The organism is Luteimonas terrae (genome assembly GCF_004358165.1).
In the GTDB taxonomy this organism is placed as follows: domain Bacteria; phylum Pseudomonadota; class Gammaproteobacteria; order Xanthomonadales; family Xanthomonadaceae; genus Luteimonas; species Luteimonas terrae.
Genome location: NZ_SMTG01000002.1, coordinates 1,085,151 through 1,100,016 on the forward strand (window position 1 = coordinate 1,085,151; position 14,866 = coordinate 1,100,016).

Below are 14,866 nucleotides of genomic sequence, written 5' to 3' on the forward strand. Positions count from 1 at the left end.
GGGACGCGCGCCAGCCGGTACGGCGGCGTCGCCTTGACGCACGCGACAGCGCGTGACTCGACATCCGTCGCTCGCCCGGAAAGAAGAAAACCCCGCTTTCGCGGGGTTTTTTCCATGCAGCCGTCGACCGGGGGTCGATCAGGCGAACGGATCCTGCAGCACCATCGTGTGCGCACGGTCGGGACCGGTGCTGACGATGCTGATCGGGCAGCCGGCCAGTTCTTCCAGCGCACGCAGGTAGGCGCGGGCCGCCGGGGGGAGCTTGTCCCACTCCGTGATGCCGTGGGTGTTCTCGCTCCAGCCCGGGAACTCGAGGTAGACGGGCGTGCAGTCGTCCCAGCCGGCGGCGTCGAGCGGTGCGTATTCGGTGCGTTTGCCGTTGTATTCGTAAGCGATGCAGATCTTCAGCTTCTCCATGCCGTCGAGCACGTCGAGCTTGGTGATGCACAGGCCGGAGATACCGTTGATGGCGACGGCGCGCTTGAGCGCGACGATGTCCATCCAGCCGCAGCGGCGCGGACGGCCGGTGGAAGCGCCGTACTCCTGGCCGCGGTCGCGAATGCCCTGGCCGATCTCGTCGTCGAGTTCGGTCGGGAACGGCCCGCCGCCGACGCGCGTGGCATAGGCCTTGGCGATGCCCAGCACGTAGTCGATCGCGTCCGCGCCGACACCGGTGCCGGCCAGCGCGCCGCCGACGGTCGTGTTGGAGCTGGTGACGTAGGGATAGGTGCCGTGGTCGATGTCGAGCAACGCGCCCTGCGCGCCCTCGAACAGCACGCGGCTGCCCTGCTTGCGCAGGTCGTGCAGGATGCCCGCGACGTCGGACTTCATCGGCTCGACGTATTCGCCGAAGGCCAGCGCTTCGTCATAGGTCTTCTGGAAGTCGACAGCTTCGACGCCGAGGTACTTGGTCAGCACAAAGTTGTGATAGTCGAGCGCCGTGCGCAGGAGTTCTTCGAGCTGTTTGGGGTAATGCAGGTCCGCGACGCGGATGCCGCGACGGGCGACCTTGTCCTCGTAGGCCGGGCCGATACCGCGGCCGGTGGTGCCGATGGCCTTGCCGCCGGCGGCCTTTTCGCGGGCCTGATCGAGGGCGATGTGGTACGGCATGATCAGCGGCGTGGCCGGGCTGATCTTCAGGCGCGAACGCACTTCGACGCCGGCGGCCTCGAGCTCGCCAATCTCCTTGATCAACGCGGCCGGGCTCAGCACCACGCCGTTGCCGATCAGGCACAGCGCGTCGTCGCGCAGGATGCCGGACGGAATGAGGTGGAGAACGGTTTTCTTGCCGTTGATGACCAGCGTATGGCCGGCGTTGTGGCCGCCCTGGAAGCGCACCACGGCGCCGATGTCCTGCGTGAGCAGGTCGACGATCTTGCCCTTGCCTTCATCGCCCCACTGGGCGCCGATTACGACGACTGACTGACCCATCTCGTGACTCCTGTATCGCATTGCGGCCATCGGGGCCGCAGGAAGGGACCGGCCTGCCCTGTTCGATGGTTGGCCGCTCCATCGGGGAGACGACCGTCGCACGGGGCCGGACACGGAAAAAGCCGGCGATCCGCTCTGGTCAGAGTCGGCCCGTCCGGCTTTTCGGCATTATCCGGATATAGGGTGACGGGGGCCACCTCTTTGTGGGGATGGTTCAGGGGGCGCAGGAACACCTGCTCTCTTACTCGTCATCCCGGCGAAAGCCGGGATCCAGTGACTTCAGATGGGCGGAGTCTGACTCCTGCAGGCGTCAGAGCCCCAGAGGCAAAAGACGCTGGATCCCGGCCTTCGCCGGGATGACGGGACCCGGGCCGTCGCCCCTCACCCACCCCGCACGAAATACAACGCCACCAGCCCCGCCACCAGCACCCCGGCGCCGATCCGGCGCAGGGTGGGCGTGGACATCGACAGCATCTGCTCGGCGTTGCGCTTCCAGAAAGCCGGTGCGGCGAAGAGGATCAGGCCCTCGATCACGCACACCAGACTCAGGGCCGCCCACAGATCGGACATCGGGCGGCGCCGCTCAGCGGTCGCTGCGCATGTACTGCAGGAAGGGGTCGTTGCGCTCGAGCACGATCACGCTGTCGCCCTTGTCGAACGCGGCGCGATACGCCTCAAGGCTGCGCTGGAAGGCGTAGAACGCCGGATCGCGGTTCGCCGCATCGCCGTAGATGCGCGCCGCTTCCGCGTCGCCTTCACCGCGTAGGGTCTGCGCATCGCGCTCGGCCTCGGCGAGGATCACCACCTGCTCGCGGTCGGCCTGGCCGCGGATCGCGCGGGCGCGTTCCTCACCCTCGGCACGCAGGCGCGTGGCCACTTCCTGGCGCTCGGCACGCATGCGGTTGTAGACCTGCTGGATCACCTGGCTGTCGGTCGGCAGATCGATCTGCTTGAGACGGATGTCGATGATGCGCATGCCCAGCGACTTGGCCGCCTCGTTGATGCCCGGCAGCTGGCGCTCGACGAACTCGGCGCGGTTGCCCGAGACCAGTTCGGTCAGCGTGCTGGCGTTGATCTCGTTGCGCAGCGAGTTCTTGATGATCGGCTCGAGACGCAGGTTGGCATCGCTCTCGTTGCCCGACGTGGCGCGGTAGAACGCGGCGACGTCGCTGATGGCGACGATGGCCACGAAGTCCACGCTGACGTCCTTGCGCTCGGAGGTCAGCGAGCGCTCGGGCGAGAACGCGCTGGCGTTGAAGCGGCGGTCGAAGATGCGCGCCGACTCGATCAGCGGAATCTTGAAATGCAGGCCCGGACCGATGTCGGTACGCGCCACGCGGCCGAGGTTGAGCACCATGCCCACCTGGCCCTCGCGGACCACGTACACCGAGCCCATCAGGCCCAGCAGGACAACGATCAACAGCGGAATGACGAAATTGAGTCTCATCGGGTCGCTCCCTCACGCGGCGGCCGCGGCAGGTTGCGCGCGGCCGGGGCCGGCGCGGCATTGCTGGTGGTGCCGCGCGTGGCCTCGACGGCCGGCGACAGCACTTCGGGCGGAATCACCGACGGCGCGGACTGCGCACCGCCTTGCCCCGCCATCGGCACGTAGATCAGCTGGCGGCCATCGCCACCGACGACGACGCGGTTCTCGGCCAGCACGCTCTGCACGGTTTCGAGCCACAGACGCTTGCGGGTCACGTCCTGCGCGCCGGCGTAGGCGTCGACCAGCAGCGAGAAGCGGGTCGCGTCACCGGTGGCGCGGGCGATTTCGGCGGTCTTGTAACCTTCGGCCTGCGAGCGGATGCGCTCCGACTCGCCGCGTGCTTCGGGCACGATCTTCGCCGCGTAGGCGCCGGCCTCCTTGACCAGCTGCTCGTTCATCTGCTGCGCGCTGTTGACCTCGTCGAACGCGGCCTTGACCTCTTCGGGCGGGCGCGCGTCCTGCAGGTTCAGTTCGTTGACGAACAGGCCGGTGCGGTAGCTGTCGAGCGAAGCCTGCAGCGAGGTCTGCGCGGCGGTCGAGATCGGACCACGCGCATTGAGCGCGGCGTCCAGATTCACCCGGCCGATCTGCTCGCGCACGGCGCTGAGCGCGGTCTGCTCGAGCATCTCGCGGGCGTTGCGGGTGCCGAACAGATACTGCGTGGCATCGCCGACGCGGTACTGGACGTTGAACGAGACGACGACGATGTTTTCGTCGCGGGTCAGCACCGGCACGGTGTTGCTGTACGACTGCACGGTGGTCGCGTCGACCTTGGTCACACGCTCGATCGGCCACGGCAGCTTGAGGTTCGGGCCGGGCTGCATCACGCGGGCGACCTGGCCGAAGCGCAGCACCACGCCGCGCTGGGTTTCACCCACCAGCACGAAGCAGTTAAGCAGCAGGACGACGATCAGGACCGGGACGATCCAGCGCAGCGGATTGCCGCCGCCGAACCCACCACCGAACAGACCGCGGAACTGGTCGAGAATGCGGTCGAAGCCGCCACCGCCGTTGCCGCGTCCCCCACGTCCACCACCACCGCCGGTGCGGCGCGGCGGCCATGGATTGCGTTCGCCCTGATCCCCGCCGCTCTTGCGGTCCGGTGAATCGTTGTCCTTGTTGTTGCCGGGAATGTTCCAGGCCATGCCTGCTCCAGTTCTGGGCGCGCAGCCTGCGTCGGCGGCGGCGCGGGGGTCGCATAGTCTAACCGGCTGGCGCCCTCCACAGGCCACGCACGCCGAAGGTCATGCCGGGGTTTTCGCTGGTGCGCGCGGCCCGGCGCCACATCGACCGGTGCCGCCAGCGCGTGGTGCGACGTTCGGTCGCACCTGCACGCATCACCAGATGGTGTCGTCCTCGTCCGTAGGCAAGAGCGGACGCAACGGTCCGCCATCGGGCTGCGACGCCAGACGCGCGGCGTCGGCATGGGCGAGGTCGACCTGCAGCAGCCAGCCGGCCTCGTCGATGGTTTCCTCGCGCACCCCTTCGAGCGCATGCAGGCGCGCATGCAGACGGCCGGACTCGGGCGGCAGGCGCACTTCGCCGGTCACCCGACGAATGCCAAGCCGGCGTGCCAGCGCCTGCGACAGCAGATCCAGACCAAGGCCGTCGCGCGCCGAGATCCACACGCTCTCGCGCACGGCGTCGTCGGCGAGCGCGTTCGGGTCCTGGTCGTAGCGCGGCGTGGCGCCTTCGATCCGATCGATCTTGTTGAACACCAGCAACTGCGGCAGATCGCCCGCGCCGATCTCCGACAGCACCGCGTCGACTTGGGCGATGCGCTCGTTCCGCAGCGGATCGGCGGCATCGATGATGTGCAGCAGCAGGTCGGCCTCGCGCGCTTCGGACAAAGTCGAGCGGAACGCGGCGACGAGTTCGTGCGGCAGGTCGCGCACGAAACCGACGGTGTCGGCCAACACGATGCTGCCGCCCGACAGGTCGACACGGCGCACGGTGGGATCGAGCGTGGCGAACAGCTGGTCGGCCGCGTAGGCATCGGCGCCGGTCAGCGTGTTGAACAGTGTCGACTTGCCGGCGTTGGTGTAGCCGACCAGCGCCACGCGCGGCAGCTCGCTGCGCACGCGCGCGCGGCGCATCTGCGTGCGCTGCACTTCCACCTTGTCGAGGCGCGCCTGCAGCTGCTCAAGCCGCTTCTGCAACAGGCGACGGTCGGTTTCGAGCTGGGTCTCACCCGGGCCACGCAGGCCGATCGAGCCGCCACGCTGGCGCTCCAGGTGGGTCCAGCCGCGCACCAGGCGCGTGGCCATGTGGCGCAACTGCGCGAGTTCCACCTGCAGCTTGCCTTCGTGGCTGCGGGCGCGCTGGGCGAAGATGTCGAGGATCAGGCCGGTGCGGTCGACGACGCGGCGCTCAAGGAACTTCTCGAGATTGCGTTCCTGACCCGGCGTGAGCCGGTGGTTGACCAGCACCAGATCGGCGCCGGTGGCATCGGCCGCGGTCTTGATCTCGTCGAGCTTGCCGCTGCCGAACAGCGTGGCGGCATTGGGCTTGTCGATGCGCGCCGGGACGACCGCCGCGACGCGCGCACCGGCCGAGCGGGCGAGTTCCGAAAATTCCTCCAGCGCGCCTTCGTCGGCCGGGCCGTGCGCATGCGGCTGGATCAGCAGCGCGTTTTCACCCTTGCGGGAGCGTTCGAACAAAGCGGGTCACACCTCGGGTCAGTCGTTCGTTTCGGCGGCCTCGTCGCCTTCCTCGCCTTCGGACGACTGGACGAATCCGCCGCCCGGCGCGACGCGGACATTGCGGGCCGGCACCACGGTCGAGATCGCGTGCTTGTAGACCATCTGGCTCACGGTGTTGCGCAGCAACACCACGAACTGGTCGAACGATTCGATCGTGCCCTGCAGTTTGATGCCGTTGACGAGGTAAATCGAGACGGGCACGCGCTCGCGGCGCAGTGCGTTCAGGAAAGGATCCTGCAAGGATTGCCCCTTGGACATGGTGTTTCCCCAGCGTGGTTGTTGTTCTGATGACCTGTTGGCCGGGCCGTCGCCCGCTCCCCGGACGACGACCGGCCGATGTTACACGGCCGGGACGCCAACGGTGCGGCATCGGCACGCCGGATCGCTGTGCCGGATCGGTGATTCGTGATGGCCGTGGCGGGATGCCTTCGGGCGGCCGGACGACGGGCGCGAGTCAGGCGCGGGGATCGCCTGCGCCAAGAAATCCGGCCACCGTCGTGTCCAGTGCATCGCGCTGCGTCGCCGGATCGAACCACGTCGCCCCGCTGCGCCCGCGGAGCCACGTGAATTGGCGCTTGGCCAGTTGCCGGGTCGCGGCGATCGCGCGCTCGCGAAACGCCGTTTCGGTGCCCTGCCCGTCGAGGAATTCCCAGGCCTGGCGATATCCGACCGCGCGGATCGCCGGCAGGTCCAGCGGCGCCGGATGCGCCTGCAGCTGCGGCAATGCGCGCAGGTCCTGCACCTCGTCGAGAAAACCCGCGGCCAGCATCGCGTCGAAACGCGCGGCAATCCGTGCGTGCAGCGTCGCGCGTTCCGGGGGCGCGATCGCCAGCGACAGCACCTGCGCGGGAAACGGGGGCGACGTGCTCGGTCGCTTCTGCCATTCGCTGATCGGCGTGCCGGTCAGCCGGTGGACTTCGAGCGCACGCTGGATGCGCTGCGGATCGCCGGGTTGGATGCGAGCCGCAGCCTCGGGATCGATCTGCGCGAGTTGGGCGTGCAGCGCAGGCCAGCCGCGTTCGGCGGCTTCGGCGGTGATCGCCGCACGGGTGTCGGCGTCGGCCTCGGGCATCGGCGACAGCCCGTCGAGCAGCGCCGCGAAATACATGCCGGTGCCGCCTGCAAGGATCGGCACGCGGCCGCGCGACAGGATGTCGTCGACGGCGGCACGGGCATCGTGGGCGAACTCGGCCGCCGAATAGGTCTGCCACGGATCGCGCAGGTCGAGCATGTGATGCGGCGCGCGCGCGCGTTCCGCGGCGTCGGGCTTGGCCGCGCCGATGTCGAGGCCGCGATAGACCAGCGCCGAATCGACGCTGATGATTTCGCCGCCAAAGCGCTCGGCCCAATCGAGCGCGAGCGCGGTTTTGCCCGAGGCCGTGGGGCCCATGAGGGCGATGGCGCGAGAGCGTTCCGCCTCAATCATGCCCGCGCTCGCGGAGCGTCCCGACGCCCGTCATCCCGGCGCACGCCGGGATCCGGTGTCTTTGCCGGAGATCGTGAACAGCGGAAAGTCGCTGGATCCCGAGGTACCCCGGGATGACGACAAGGACATCGCCGGCAGGGCTGCCCATCCTCAGTACCCGCTCTCCTTCAACGCCAGCCGCACCTGCTGGTGGGTTGCCTGTACCGCCTGCGACGGCGCGCGGCCCATCAGACTCACGACGACGATCGCGACCGTCGCGACGATCACGCCCGGCACCATTTCGTACAGCGCGTTGCCGGTGAACTTCCACAGCACCACGGTCACCGCGCCGGCGGCGATGCCGGCGATCGCACCGTTGCGGTTCATGCGCTGCCAGAACAGCGACAGCACAACGACCGGGCCGAAGGCCGCGCCGAAGCCGGCCCAGGCGTAGGAGACCAGGCCGAGCACGCGGCTGTCGGGATCGCGCGCGATCCAGATCGCCAGCAGCGCGATCGACAGCACCATCAGGCGGCCGATCCACACGAGCTCACGGTGGCCCGCCTTCGGGCGCAGGAAGCCGCGGTAGAAGTCTTCGGTCAGCGCGCTCGAGCACACCAGCAGCTGGCACGACAGCGTGCTCATCACCGCAGCGAGAATCGCCGACAGCAGGATGCCCGCGATCCACGGATTGAACAGCAGCTCGGACAGCACGATGAAGACGCGCTCGGGGTTGGCGTCCACCGGGCCGGCCTGGCCTGGATTGGCCGAGAAGTACGCCACGCCGAAGAAACCGGTCGCCAGCGCACCGCCCAGGCACAGGATCATCCAGGTCATGCCGATGCGGCGCGCGTGCGGAATCGTGCGCACGCTGTCGGCGGCCATGAAACGCGCGAGGATGTGCGGTTGACCGAAGTAGCCGAAGCCCCAGGCGAGCGCCGAAATCACCGCGACGATGCCGCCGGCGCCGATCCAGTCCAGATGACCGGGATCGACCTGCTCGATCAGCGCCAGGCTCGGACCGACGCCGCCGTTGCTGACCACCACGATGATCGGCACCAGCAGCAGCGCGAAGATCATCAGTGTGGCCTGCACCATGTCCGTCCAGCTCACCGCCAGGAACCCGCCGAACAGCGTGTAGAGGATGGTCGCGGCCGCGCCGTACCACAGCGCCTGCGCATACGGGATGCCGAACACGCTCTCGAACAGGCGCGCACCGGCGACGATGCCCGACGCGCAATACACGGCGAAGAACACCAGGATCACCAGCGCCGAAATCACCCGCAGCAGCTTCTGGCGATCCTCGAAGCGGTGGGTGAAATAGTCGGGCAGCGTCAGCGCGTTGTGCGTGCGCTCGGTGTACAGGCGCAGCGGACCGGCGACGAAGCGCCAATTGAGATACGCGCCCATCACCAGTCCGATCGCGATCCACGCCTCGGACGCGCCGGTGAGGTACAGCGCGCCCGGCAGCCCCATCAGCAGCCAGCCACTCATGTCCGACGCGCCCGCCGACAATGCGGTGACGTAACTGCCCAGCGAACGCCCGCCGAGGATGTAGTCGTCGAAGGTCTTGGTGCGATACCAGGCCCAGAAGCCGATGGCGACCATCAGCAACAGGTATCCGGCGAAGGTGACGAAAAGCGGCGTACTGACGTTCATGCAGACTCCCCGGCCGCGGCACGCGGCGGCAGGGGTCGAAGCTTACAAGGGATGGGCGGCGATGGCGGGGAACGGATGGCTCCGCACGAAGAGCTTCGCGCTGGAGAGCCCTCCCCCGCTTGCGGGGGAGGGTTGGGTGGGGGCAAACGATCCGATCAGGAGGTCAACGCGTCGCGCGGAACACAGGACTGAAACATGCCCGCCGCAACTACGGACTGACGTCTGCCTGTTTGCCCCCATCCCAGCCTTCCCTCGCGTGGCGGGGGAAGGGGCAGATTCAAGCGCAGGACCAAAGTGCTCGCTTGTCAGCCTCAGACGTCATCGGGCCACTGGATCGTCGGCTTCGCCGTCGCCACGCGCGGTTTCGGCACCGCGTCCACCGCCGCCCATACCTTCAGCGCGTCGACGGTCGCCGCCACGTCATGCACGCGCAGGATCCGCGCGCCGTACTGCGCGGCGATCAGATGCGCGGCCACCGAGCCCGCAACGCGATCGGCCGGCACCTCGCGTCCGGTGAGTTCACCGATGCTGCGCTTGCGCGACAGCCCGGCCAGCACCGGCACGCCCAGTTCCCCGAAACGCTGCAATTGCGCCAGCAAGGCCATGTTGTGGGCGGTGGTCTTGCCGAAGCCGAAGCCGGGATCGACAACGATGTGCCGGCGCGCGATACCCGCCATTTCGGCCGAGAAGATCCGCTCGGCGAGAAAGCGGTGCACGTCGCCGACGACGTCGTCGTAATTCGGCGCGTCCTGCATGCCGCGCGGCTCGCCGAGCATGTGCATCAGCACGACCGGCACGCCCAGTGATGCCGCGGCTTCCAGCGCACCCTCGCGGCGCAGGCCGTAGACGTCGTTGATCATGCCGGCGCCGGCCGCGACCGCCGCGCGCATCACCTCGGGCTTGGACGTGTCGATGCTGATCGGCAATGCGGTCTGCGCGGCCAGCCCTTCGATCACCGGCACCACGCGGCGCAGCTCCTCCTCGACGGACACGTCTTCGGCGCCCGGGCGCGTCGACTCGCCGCCGATGTCGAGAATGTCCGCGCCCTCGCCTGCGAGTCGCACGCCGTGGGCGATCGCCGCTTCGGTCGTGTCGTGTGCGCCGCCGTCGGAGAACGAATCCGGCGTGACGTTGACGATGCCCATCACGCGCGGACGGTCGAGCCGCAGCACGCGGCCGTTGCAGTCGAGCTGGGGTGCGGTGTCGAACATCAGCGCGTCGCCTTGTCGTTCGGGGCCTCGATCGTGACGACACGCCGGCTTAGACCGAAGGCCACGCCCAATGCGACACCGATCGCGACGCCCAGCGACACGCTGCCCAGGGCCGATCCGATCGCCACGCCGATCGCCACGCCTGCGCTGATGCCGATCGGCAGCAAGGGGTAACGGGTCCTGGACTGTGATTCCGACATGGCGTGCTCCGGCGGCGTTGCGTGAAGCCGGACTCTGGCCGTTCGATGCAGCGTTCGCAAGCCGCACAGCGCTTCAGCCGCCTTGCGCGCTATGAAACGCGACCGGTGCATTCGCATGCCCGTCGCCGATGCCGTGCTCGGCCTCGAGGAACGCGACCTGCGCCATGGGCTTGCGATCCGCGACGCCGTCGGGCAGCGCAAACCAGTGCGCGACCGGCTTGCCGCACGTCGTCTCGATCGACGGGAAACAGGACGCGGGCCCCGTCACCTTGTCGTCTGTCGCCACGACCTGCTCCTGTTGCCCAAGCCGGAAACGCGGAAGGCCGGGATCAGTCCCGGCCTTCCGTTCGACACATGTGCAGCGGTCAGGCCTGCTCGGCCGGGCCACCGATCGGCGGCTGCAGCGGACGGTTGCCGTCCTTGTCGCCACCATCGCTGCCCTTGCCGTTGTTGGACTTGCCCCAGCCCATCGGCGGCGGCGGGTCGCGGCCTTCCATGATGGCGTCGATCTGCGGTACGTCGATGGTCTCGTACTCCAGCAGGAGATTCGACATCGCGTGCAGCTTGTCGATGTTCGCGGTCAGGATCTCGGTGGTGCGCTCGTAGGCACGGTCGAGGATCGTGCGCACGACTTCGTCGATGCGACGCGCGGTGTCGTCGGACACCGACTTGTGCTGCGTGACCGAGCGGCCCAGGAACACTTCGTCGTCTTCCTCGCCGTAGGCGATCGGGCCGAGTTCGTCCGACAGACCCCACTTGGTGACCATGTTGCGGGCCATCTTGGTCGCACGCTCGATGTCGTTCGACGCGCCGGTGGTGACCTTGTCCTCGCCGAAGATCAGCGCCTCGGCGACGCGGCCGCCGTACAGCGAGCACAGCTGCGACTCGATCGCCACGCGGTTCATCGAATAGCGGTCGCCTTCCGGCAGATACATCGTGACGCCGAGTGCGCGGCCACGCGGAATGATCGTGACCTTGTAGACCGGGTCGTGTTCGGGCACCAGACGGCCGACGATCGCGTGGCCGGCTTCGTGGTAGGCGGTGAGCTTCTTCTCGTCCTCGCTCATCGCCATCGAACGGCGCTCGGCGCCCATCAGGATCTTGTCGCGGGCGCGGTCGAAGTGGTCCATGCGGACTTCCTTCGCGCTCTCGCGCGCGGCAAACAGCGCCGCCTCGTTCACGAGGTTGGCGAGGTCCGCACCCGAGAAACCGGGCGTGCCACGGGCGACGACGAGCGGCTGCACGTCCTCGTCCAGCGGCACTTTGCGCATATGAACTTTGAGGATCTGCTCGCGGCCCTTGACGTCCGGCAGGCCGACCACGACCTGGCGGTCGAAACGGCCCGGACGCAGCAGCGCCGGATCGAGCACGTCGGGACGGTTGGTCGCGGCGACCACGATCACGCCCTCGCCGCCCTCGAAGCCGTCCATCTCCACCAGCAGCTGGTTGAGGGTCTGCTCGCGCTCGTCGTGACCGCCGCCCAAGCCCGCGCCGCGATGGCGGCCGACCGCGTCGATCTCGTCGATGAAGATGATGCACGGCGCCGACTTCTTGGCCTGCTCGAACATGTCGCGCACGCGGCTGGCACCGACGCCGACGAACATCTCGACGAAGTCCGAGCCGGAGATCGAGAAGAACGGCACCTTGGCCTCGCCGGCGATCGCCTTCGCGAGCAGCGTCTTGCCGGTACCCGGCGGGCCGACCATCAGCACGCCGCGCGGGATCTTGCCGCCAAGCTTCTGGAACTTCGTCGGGTCGCGCAGGAACTCGACGAGTTCCGACACCTCCTCCTTGGCCTCGTCGCAACCGGCGACGTCGGCGAAGGTGACCTTGGTCTGGTCCTCGTTGAGCAGCTTGGCGCGCGATTTGCCGAAGGACATGGCGCCCTTGCCGCCGCCCTGCTGCATCTGCCGCATCATGAAGAACCAGAAGCCGATGATCAGCGCGACCGGCAGCAGCTGGATCAGGATGTAGCCCAGCGAAATGCCGCTCGACGGCGGCGCCTGGTCGATGGCCACGTTGTGGTTCATCAGATCGTCGATCATGCGATCGTCACGACGCGGGGCGATCACGGTGCCGGTCTGTCCGCCCTTGCTCTGGAACGTGATCGTGCGTTCGTCCTCGGCGATCTTGACCGAGGCGATCTGGTCGCGCCGCACGTTCTCCATGAACTGCGAGTACTGGACGTCCTGCCCACCGGCGCCGGTCCGGGGGCTGAAGCTCTGGAAGATCACCATCAGCACGACGGCGACGACCACCCAGAGCAGCAGATTCTTGACCAGATCGTTCATGTTTCGGGGTTCTCGTGGAGAGTTCGGTGGCGCATTCGAGTCGGGGTCATGCTACTTCATCACCGCCAGCTTGCCCTGCGCCAGGGCATAGACTTCCGGCGAACGTTGCCGCGATGCAGCGGGCTTGCGGATCGACAGCTTGGTATATCGCTTGCGCAGGTTGCGCACGTAGTCGTCGAACTCGGTGCCCTGGAACAGCTTGATCAGGAACGTGCCACCGGTCCGCAGGTGGTGGTCGGCGAAGTCCATCGCCAGCTCGGCCAGATGCATGGCCCGCGGCTGGTCGACGGCGTCGATGCCACTCTTGTTGGGGGCCATGTCGGACAACACAAGGTCCACCTGTTGCCCGCCCAGCGTGGATTCGAGCGCCGAGAGGACCGCATCCTCGCGGAAATCCCCGTGAAGGAACTCCACGCCAGCCAGCGATGGCATCTCGAGGATGTCGAGCGCGATCACGCGCCCGGTGTCGCCCAGCGACTGCCGCACCCACTGCGACCAGCCACCGGGGGCCGCGCCCAGATCGACGACGACCATGCCCGGCTTGAGCAGGCGGTCGCGTTCGACCAGCTCCTCGAGCTTGTAGGCGGCGCGCGAACGCAGGCCGTCCTTCTGGGCCTTCTTGACGAAGGGATCGGAGAAATGTTCTTTCAGCCAGCGCTGGCTGCTTTTGCTGCGGGAGGCCATGGACGGCTCGGAAAGCGGAACGGGTGCGTCCGGTGGCCATGATATCCTGCCGGTCGCTTTCATTCCCCCGATCGGTTCATCCATGAGTAATGCCCTGACCGCTGCCCAGACCCGTTTTCTGCGCGGCCAGGCCCATGGCATCAAGGCCATGCTGCAAGTGGGTGCCAAGGGCATCACCGATGCATTCGTCGCCGAGATCGACGGTGCGCTCGAGCACCACGAACTGATCAAGGTCAAGGTCGGTGCGTCCGACCGCCACGAGCGCGACGCGATGATCGCCGACCTCGCGCAGCGCACCGGCGCGGCCCTCGTCCAGCGCATCGGCCACGTCGCCGTGCTGTACCGCCAGAGCACCGACCGCCGGCAGATCGTGCTGCCGCGCGCCTGAGGCTGCATGCAGCTCAACCTCGAATCGCCCGATTTCGATTACGTTCTGCGCGGCGCCGACGGCCGCCAGGCGCTGGTCAACGACCGTCGCCTCGACCGCAGCTTCATCGTCTCCGCGCGCAGCCTGGTCGAGGACTGGCCGGTCACCGACGTGCGCAAGCTCGATGTCGATGCCCTCGCCGCCGTGCTCGCGCTCGAGCCTGAAGTCGTGCTGCTGGGTACCGGCGATACACAGGCGTTTCCGCCTCCCGCGACGATGGCCGCCTGCCTGTCGCGCGGCATCGGCCTCGAAGCGATGACCAACGCCGCCGCGGCACGCACGTTCAACGTGCTGGCCGGCGAAGGCCGCAAGGTCGTGGCGGCCTTCGTGCTGCAGGGCAGCGTCTCGGACGACTGACCGGCGCTAGTCGCGCTCGTCGGAGAACGTGACCAGTGTGATGCGTCCTTCGAGCGGCGCCCGGGTCAGATCGTCGGGTCCGAGCCAGACGTACTCTTCGTCATACACGCGTCGGGGCACGCGCATTACACCGTCGTCGTCGACACTGACTTCGCCGGCGAGCCAAGGCGTCAGCATGCCGCCCGGGTCTGCGTCCGCCCGCACCCGCAGACCCTGCACCTGTGCCGGCACGCAGCCTCGATCCACTGCACTCGCCTCCGGCGCCAGCGTGGCGAAACACAGTTGCGCGCCGTCGAACGCGATCCGCAGATGACCCCATCCATAGGGGTTGGACCCGAACCATGCGTGCGCGGGATCGCGCACGATCACACGCGCCAGCTCCCAGGTGCCCAGCAATGCGCCGACCGGTGGGCGACGCGCTTCGAGGTTTTGCGCGATGCCCGGGGCGTCGAACGCCACGCTGCGGTAGAAGGCGACCGAACGGGGCTGGAGCCTCCGGTCCGCGACGGCGACATCACCGAGTCTGCAGACCAGCAGCCCGTCCCTGTCGTCGCGGGTCAACACCCGCTCATCGCGATTGCGCTGCCGGAGCACACCCAGCTCCCTGTCGCGGACCAGCAGGCGAACGCCATCCTCCACCGGTTCGAATCGGCCGAACTCGGAACGCGCCGGCCCGGTCGCATCTGCAGGCCGCAGCTCCACCGTGGCATCCGGTCGGAACACCAGTTTGAAGTTTTCGACGCCGCGCGGATTGGTATCGCGCGCGTCGATCCGCGCATTGCCGCAGGCCTGCCAGGTGCCCAGCAAATCACTCGCCGTCGCGGAGGCAGCGCCCGACATCGGCTCGGCAGCCTGCAGACCGATTGAAGGCGCCATCACCGCAGCCAGCCACAAGACGGATCCCTTCATCACCTACCTCATCTCTGTGCGCTCGCCACAGACGATGCGCGCAGGCGCGCACCTGCGCCATCCGGAGAATGACCCGGCAGGTGTGGGAATCGGCAGCGGATACA

Annotated in this window: 16 protein-coding genes; 2 read left to right on the forward strand and 14 right to left on the reverse strand. The window is 67.9% G+C overall.

The features are described from left to right. Window positions 1-138: 138 nt before the first annotated feature. The 13 genes from E2F49_RS05135 to rlmE form a co-directional block, all read right to left on the reverse strand. Entirely contained in the window at window positions 139-1,431 is a 1,293-nt protein-coding gene (locus tag E2F49_RS05135; protein ID WP_055248621.1) for an adenylosuccinate synthase, read from the reverse strand. A gap of 381 nt (window positions 1,432-1,812) precedes the next feature. Beyond that, window positions 1,813-2,001 carry a DUF2065 domain-containing protein gene (locus tag E2F49_RS05140; protein ID WP_055248623.1) on the reverse strand — a complete coding sequence of 63 codons (189 nt, stop codon included), beginning with the start codon at window positions 1,999-2,001 and terminating at the stop codon, window positions 1,813-1,815. A gap of 13 nt (window positions 2,002-2,014) precedes the next feature. Further along, on the reverse strand, window positions 2,015-2,878 hold the full coding sequence (gene hflC, locus E2F49_RS05145; RefSeq protein WP_055248625.1) for a protease modulator HflC: 864 nt from the start codon (window positions 2,876-2,878) through the stop codon (window positions 2,015-2,017). Continuing rightward, window positions 2,875-4,062, reverse strand: coding sequence for an FtsH protease activity modulator HflK (gene hflK / locus E2F49_RS05150; protein WP_055248627.1), 1,188 nt, complete (start codon window positions 4,060-4,062; stop codon window positions 2,875-2,877). The genes hflC and hflK overlap by 4 nt, the downstream gene beginning before the upstream one ends. Before the next feature lie 192 nt (window positions 4,063-4,254). Further along, window positions 4,255-5,577 (reverse strand): ribosome rescue GTPase HflX, encoded by a 1,323-nt coding sequence (gene hflX / locus E2F49_RS05155; protein WP_055248629.1) that lies wholly within the window; start codon window positions 5,575-5,577, stop codon window positions 4,255-4,257. 18 nt (window positions 5,578-5,595) lie between these two features. After that, window positions 5,596-5,877: an RNA chaperone Hfq gene (hfq, locus tag E2F49_RS05160; RefSeq protein WP_096009281.1), complete on the reverse strand. Its 282-nt coding sequence runs from the start codon at window positions 5,875-5,877 to the stop codon at window positions 5,596-5,598. 196 nt (window positions 5,878-6,073) lie between these two features. Beyond that, entirely contained in the window at window positions 6,074-7,045 is a 972-nt protein-coding gene (gene miaA / locus E2F49_RS05165) for a tRNA (adenosine(37)-N6)-dimethylallyltransferase MiaA (protein ID WP_133392875.1), read from the reverse strand. Between the two features lie 150 nt (window positions 7,046-7,195). Then, window positions 7,196-8,683 carry a sodium/proline symporter PutP gene (gene putP / locus E2F49_RS05170; protein WP_133392876.1) on the reverse strand — a complete coding sequence of 496 codons (1,488 nt, stop codon included), beginning with the start codon at window positions 8,681-8,683 and terminating at the stop codon, window positions 7,196-7,198. Window positions 8,684-8,994: 311 nt separating this feature from the next. Beyond that, on the reverse strand, window positions 8,995-9,894 hold the full coding sequence (gene folP, locus E2F49_RS05175) for a dihydropteroate synthase (protein WP_133392877.1): 900 nt from the start codon (window positions 9,892-9,894) through the stop codon (window positions 8,995-8,997). Then, the gene (locus tag E2F49_RS05180; protein ID WP_133392878.1) at window positions 9,894-10,094 is read right to left on the reverse strand and encodes a glycine zipper domain-containing protein; all 201 of its coding nucleotides are present in this window, start codon (window positions 10,092-10,094) and stop codon (window positions 9,894-9,896) included. Before E2F49_RS05180 ends, folP begins: the two co-directional genes overlap by 1 nt. A 73-nt stretch (window positions 10,095-10,167) precedes the next feature. Further along, window positions 10,168-10,380: a DUF4287 domain-containing protein gene (locus E2F49_RS05185; RefSeq protein ID WP_133392879.1), complete on the reverse strand. Its 213-nt coding sequence runs from the start codon at window positions 10,378-10,380 to the stop codon at window positions 10,168-10,170. A gap of 79 nt (window positions 10,381-10,459) precedes the next feature. Then, window positions 10,460-12,385 (reverse strand): ATP-dependent zinc metalloprotease FtsH, encoded by a 1,926-nt coding sequence (ftsH, locus tag E2F49_RS05190; protein WP_055248640.1) that lies wholly within the window; start codon window positions 12,383-12,385, stop codon window positions 10,460-10,462. Window positions 12,386-12,436: 51 nt separating this feature from the next. Next, on the reverse strand, window positions 12,437-13,069 hold the full coding sequence (rlmE, locus tag E2F49_RS05195) for a 23S rRNA (uridine(2552)-2'-O)-methyltransferase RlmE (RefSeq protein WP_055248642.1): 633 nt from the start codon (window positions 13,067-13,069) through the stop codon (window positions 12,437-12,439). Between the two features lie 82 nt (window positions 13,070-13,151). On the opposite strand from rlmE, the gene yhbY reads away from it, so the two are divergent. Together yhbY and E2F49_RS05205 are read left to right on the forward strand one after the other, a co-directional pair. Further along, on the forward strand, window positions 13,152-13,457 hold the full coding sequence (yhbY, locus tag E2F49_RS05200) for a ribosome assembly RNA-binding protein YhbY (protein WP_055248644.1): 306 nt from the start codon (window positions 13,152-13,154) through the stop codon (window positions 13,455-13,457). 6 nt (window positions 13,458-13,463) lie between these two features. Beyond that, complete coding sequence (locus tag E2F49_RS05205) at window positions 13,464-13,853, forward strand: Mth938-like domain-containing protein (protein WP_133392880.1); 390 nt, start codon at window positions 13,464-13,466, stop codon at window positions 13,851-13,853. 6 nt (window positions 13,854-13,859) lie between these two features. Here E2F49_RS05205 and E2F49_RS05210 read toward each other — a convergent pair whose 3' ends face one another. Further along, window positions 13,860-14,762: a hypothetical protein gene (locus tag E2F49_RS05210; protein WP_055248648.1), complete on the reverse strand. Its 903-nt coding sequence runs from the start codon at window positions 14,760-14,762 to the stop codon at window positions 13,860-13,862. Window positions 14,763-14,866: the final 104 nt, after the last annotated feature.

Excerpts from the sequence above, each read along its gene's own strand:
- folP (WP_133392877.1), bottom strand. The coding sequence starts at position 9,894 with ATGTTCGACACCGCACCCCAGCTCGACTGCAACGGCCGCGTGCTGCGG.
- ftsH (WP_055248640.1), bottom strand. The coding sequence starts at position 12,385 with ATGAACGATCTGGTCAAGAATCTGCTGCTCTGGGTGGTCGTCGCCGTC.
- E2F49_RS05210 (WP_055248648.1), bottom strand. The coding sequence starts at position 14,762 with ATGAAGGGATCCGTCTTGTGGCTGGCTGCGGTGATGGCGCCTTCAATC.
- hflK (WP_055248627.1), bottom strand. The coding sequence starts at position 4,062 with ATGGCCTGGAACATTCCCGGCAACAACAAGGACAACGATTCACCGGAC.
- hflC (WP_055248625.1), bottom strand. The coding sequence starts at position 2,878 with ATGAGACTCAATTTCGTCATTCCGCTGTTGATCGTTGTCCTGCTGGGC.
- E2F49_RS05205 (WP_133392880.1), top strand. The coding sequence starts at position 13,464 with ATGCAGCTCAACCTCGAATCGCCCGATTTCGATTACGTTCTGCGCGGC.
- E2F49_RS05140 (WP_055248623.1), bottom strand. The coding sequence starts at position 2,001 with ATGTCCGATCTGTGGGCGGCCCTGAGTCTGGTGTGCGTGATCGAGGGC.
- E2F49_RS05180 (WP_133392878.1), bottom strand. The coding sequence starts at position 10,094 with ATGTCGGAATCACAGTCCAGGACCCGTTACCCCTTGCTGCCGATCGGC.
- rlmE (WP_055248642.1), bottom strand. The coding sequence starts at position 13,069 with ATGGCCTCCCGCAGCAAAAGCAGCCAGCGCTGGCTGAAAGAACATTTC.
- E2F49_RS05135 (WP_055248621.1), bottom strand. The coding sequence starts at position 1,431 with ATGGGTCAGTCAGTCGTCGTAATCGGCGCCCAGTGGGGCGATGAAGGC.
- putP (WP_133392876.1), bottom strand. The coding sequence starts at position 8,683 with ATGAACGTCAGTACGCCGCTTTTCGTCACCTTCGCCGGATACCTGTTG.
- hfq (WP_096009281.1), bottom strand. The coding sequence starts at position 5,877 with ATGTCCAAGGGGCAATCCTTGCAGGATCCTTTCCTGAACGCACTGCGC.
- yhbY (WP_055248644.1), top strand. The coding sequence starts at position 13,152 with ATGAGTAATGCCCTGACCGCTGCCCAGACCCGTTTTCTGCGCGGCCAG.
- miaA (WP_133392875.1), bottom strand. The coding sequence starts at position 7,045 with ATGATTGAGGCGGAACGCTCTCGCGCCATCGCCCTCATGGGCCCCACG.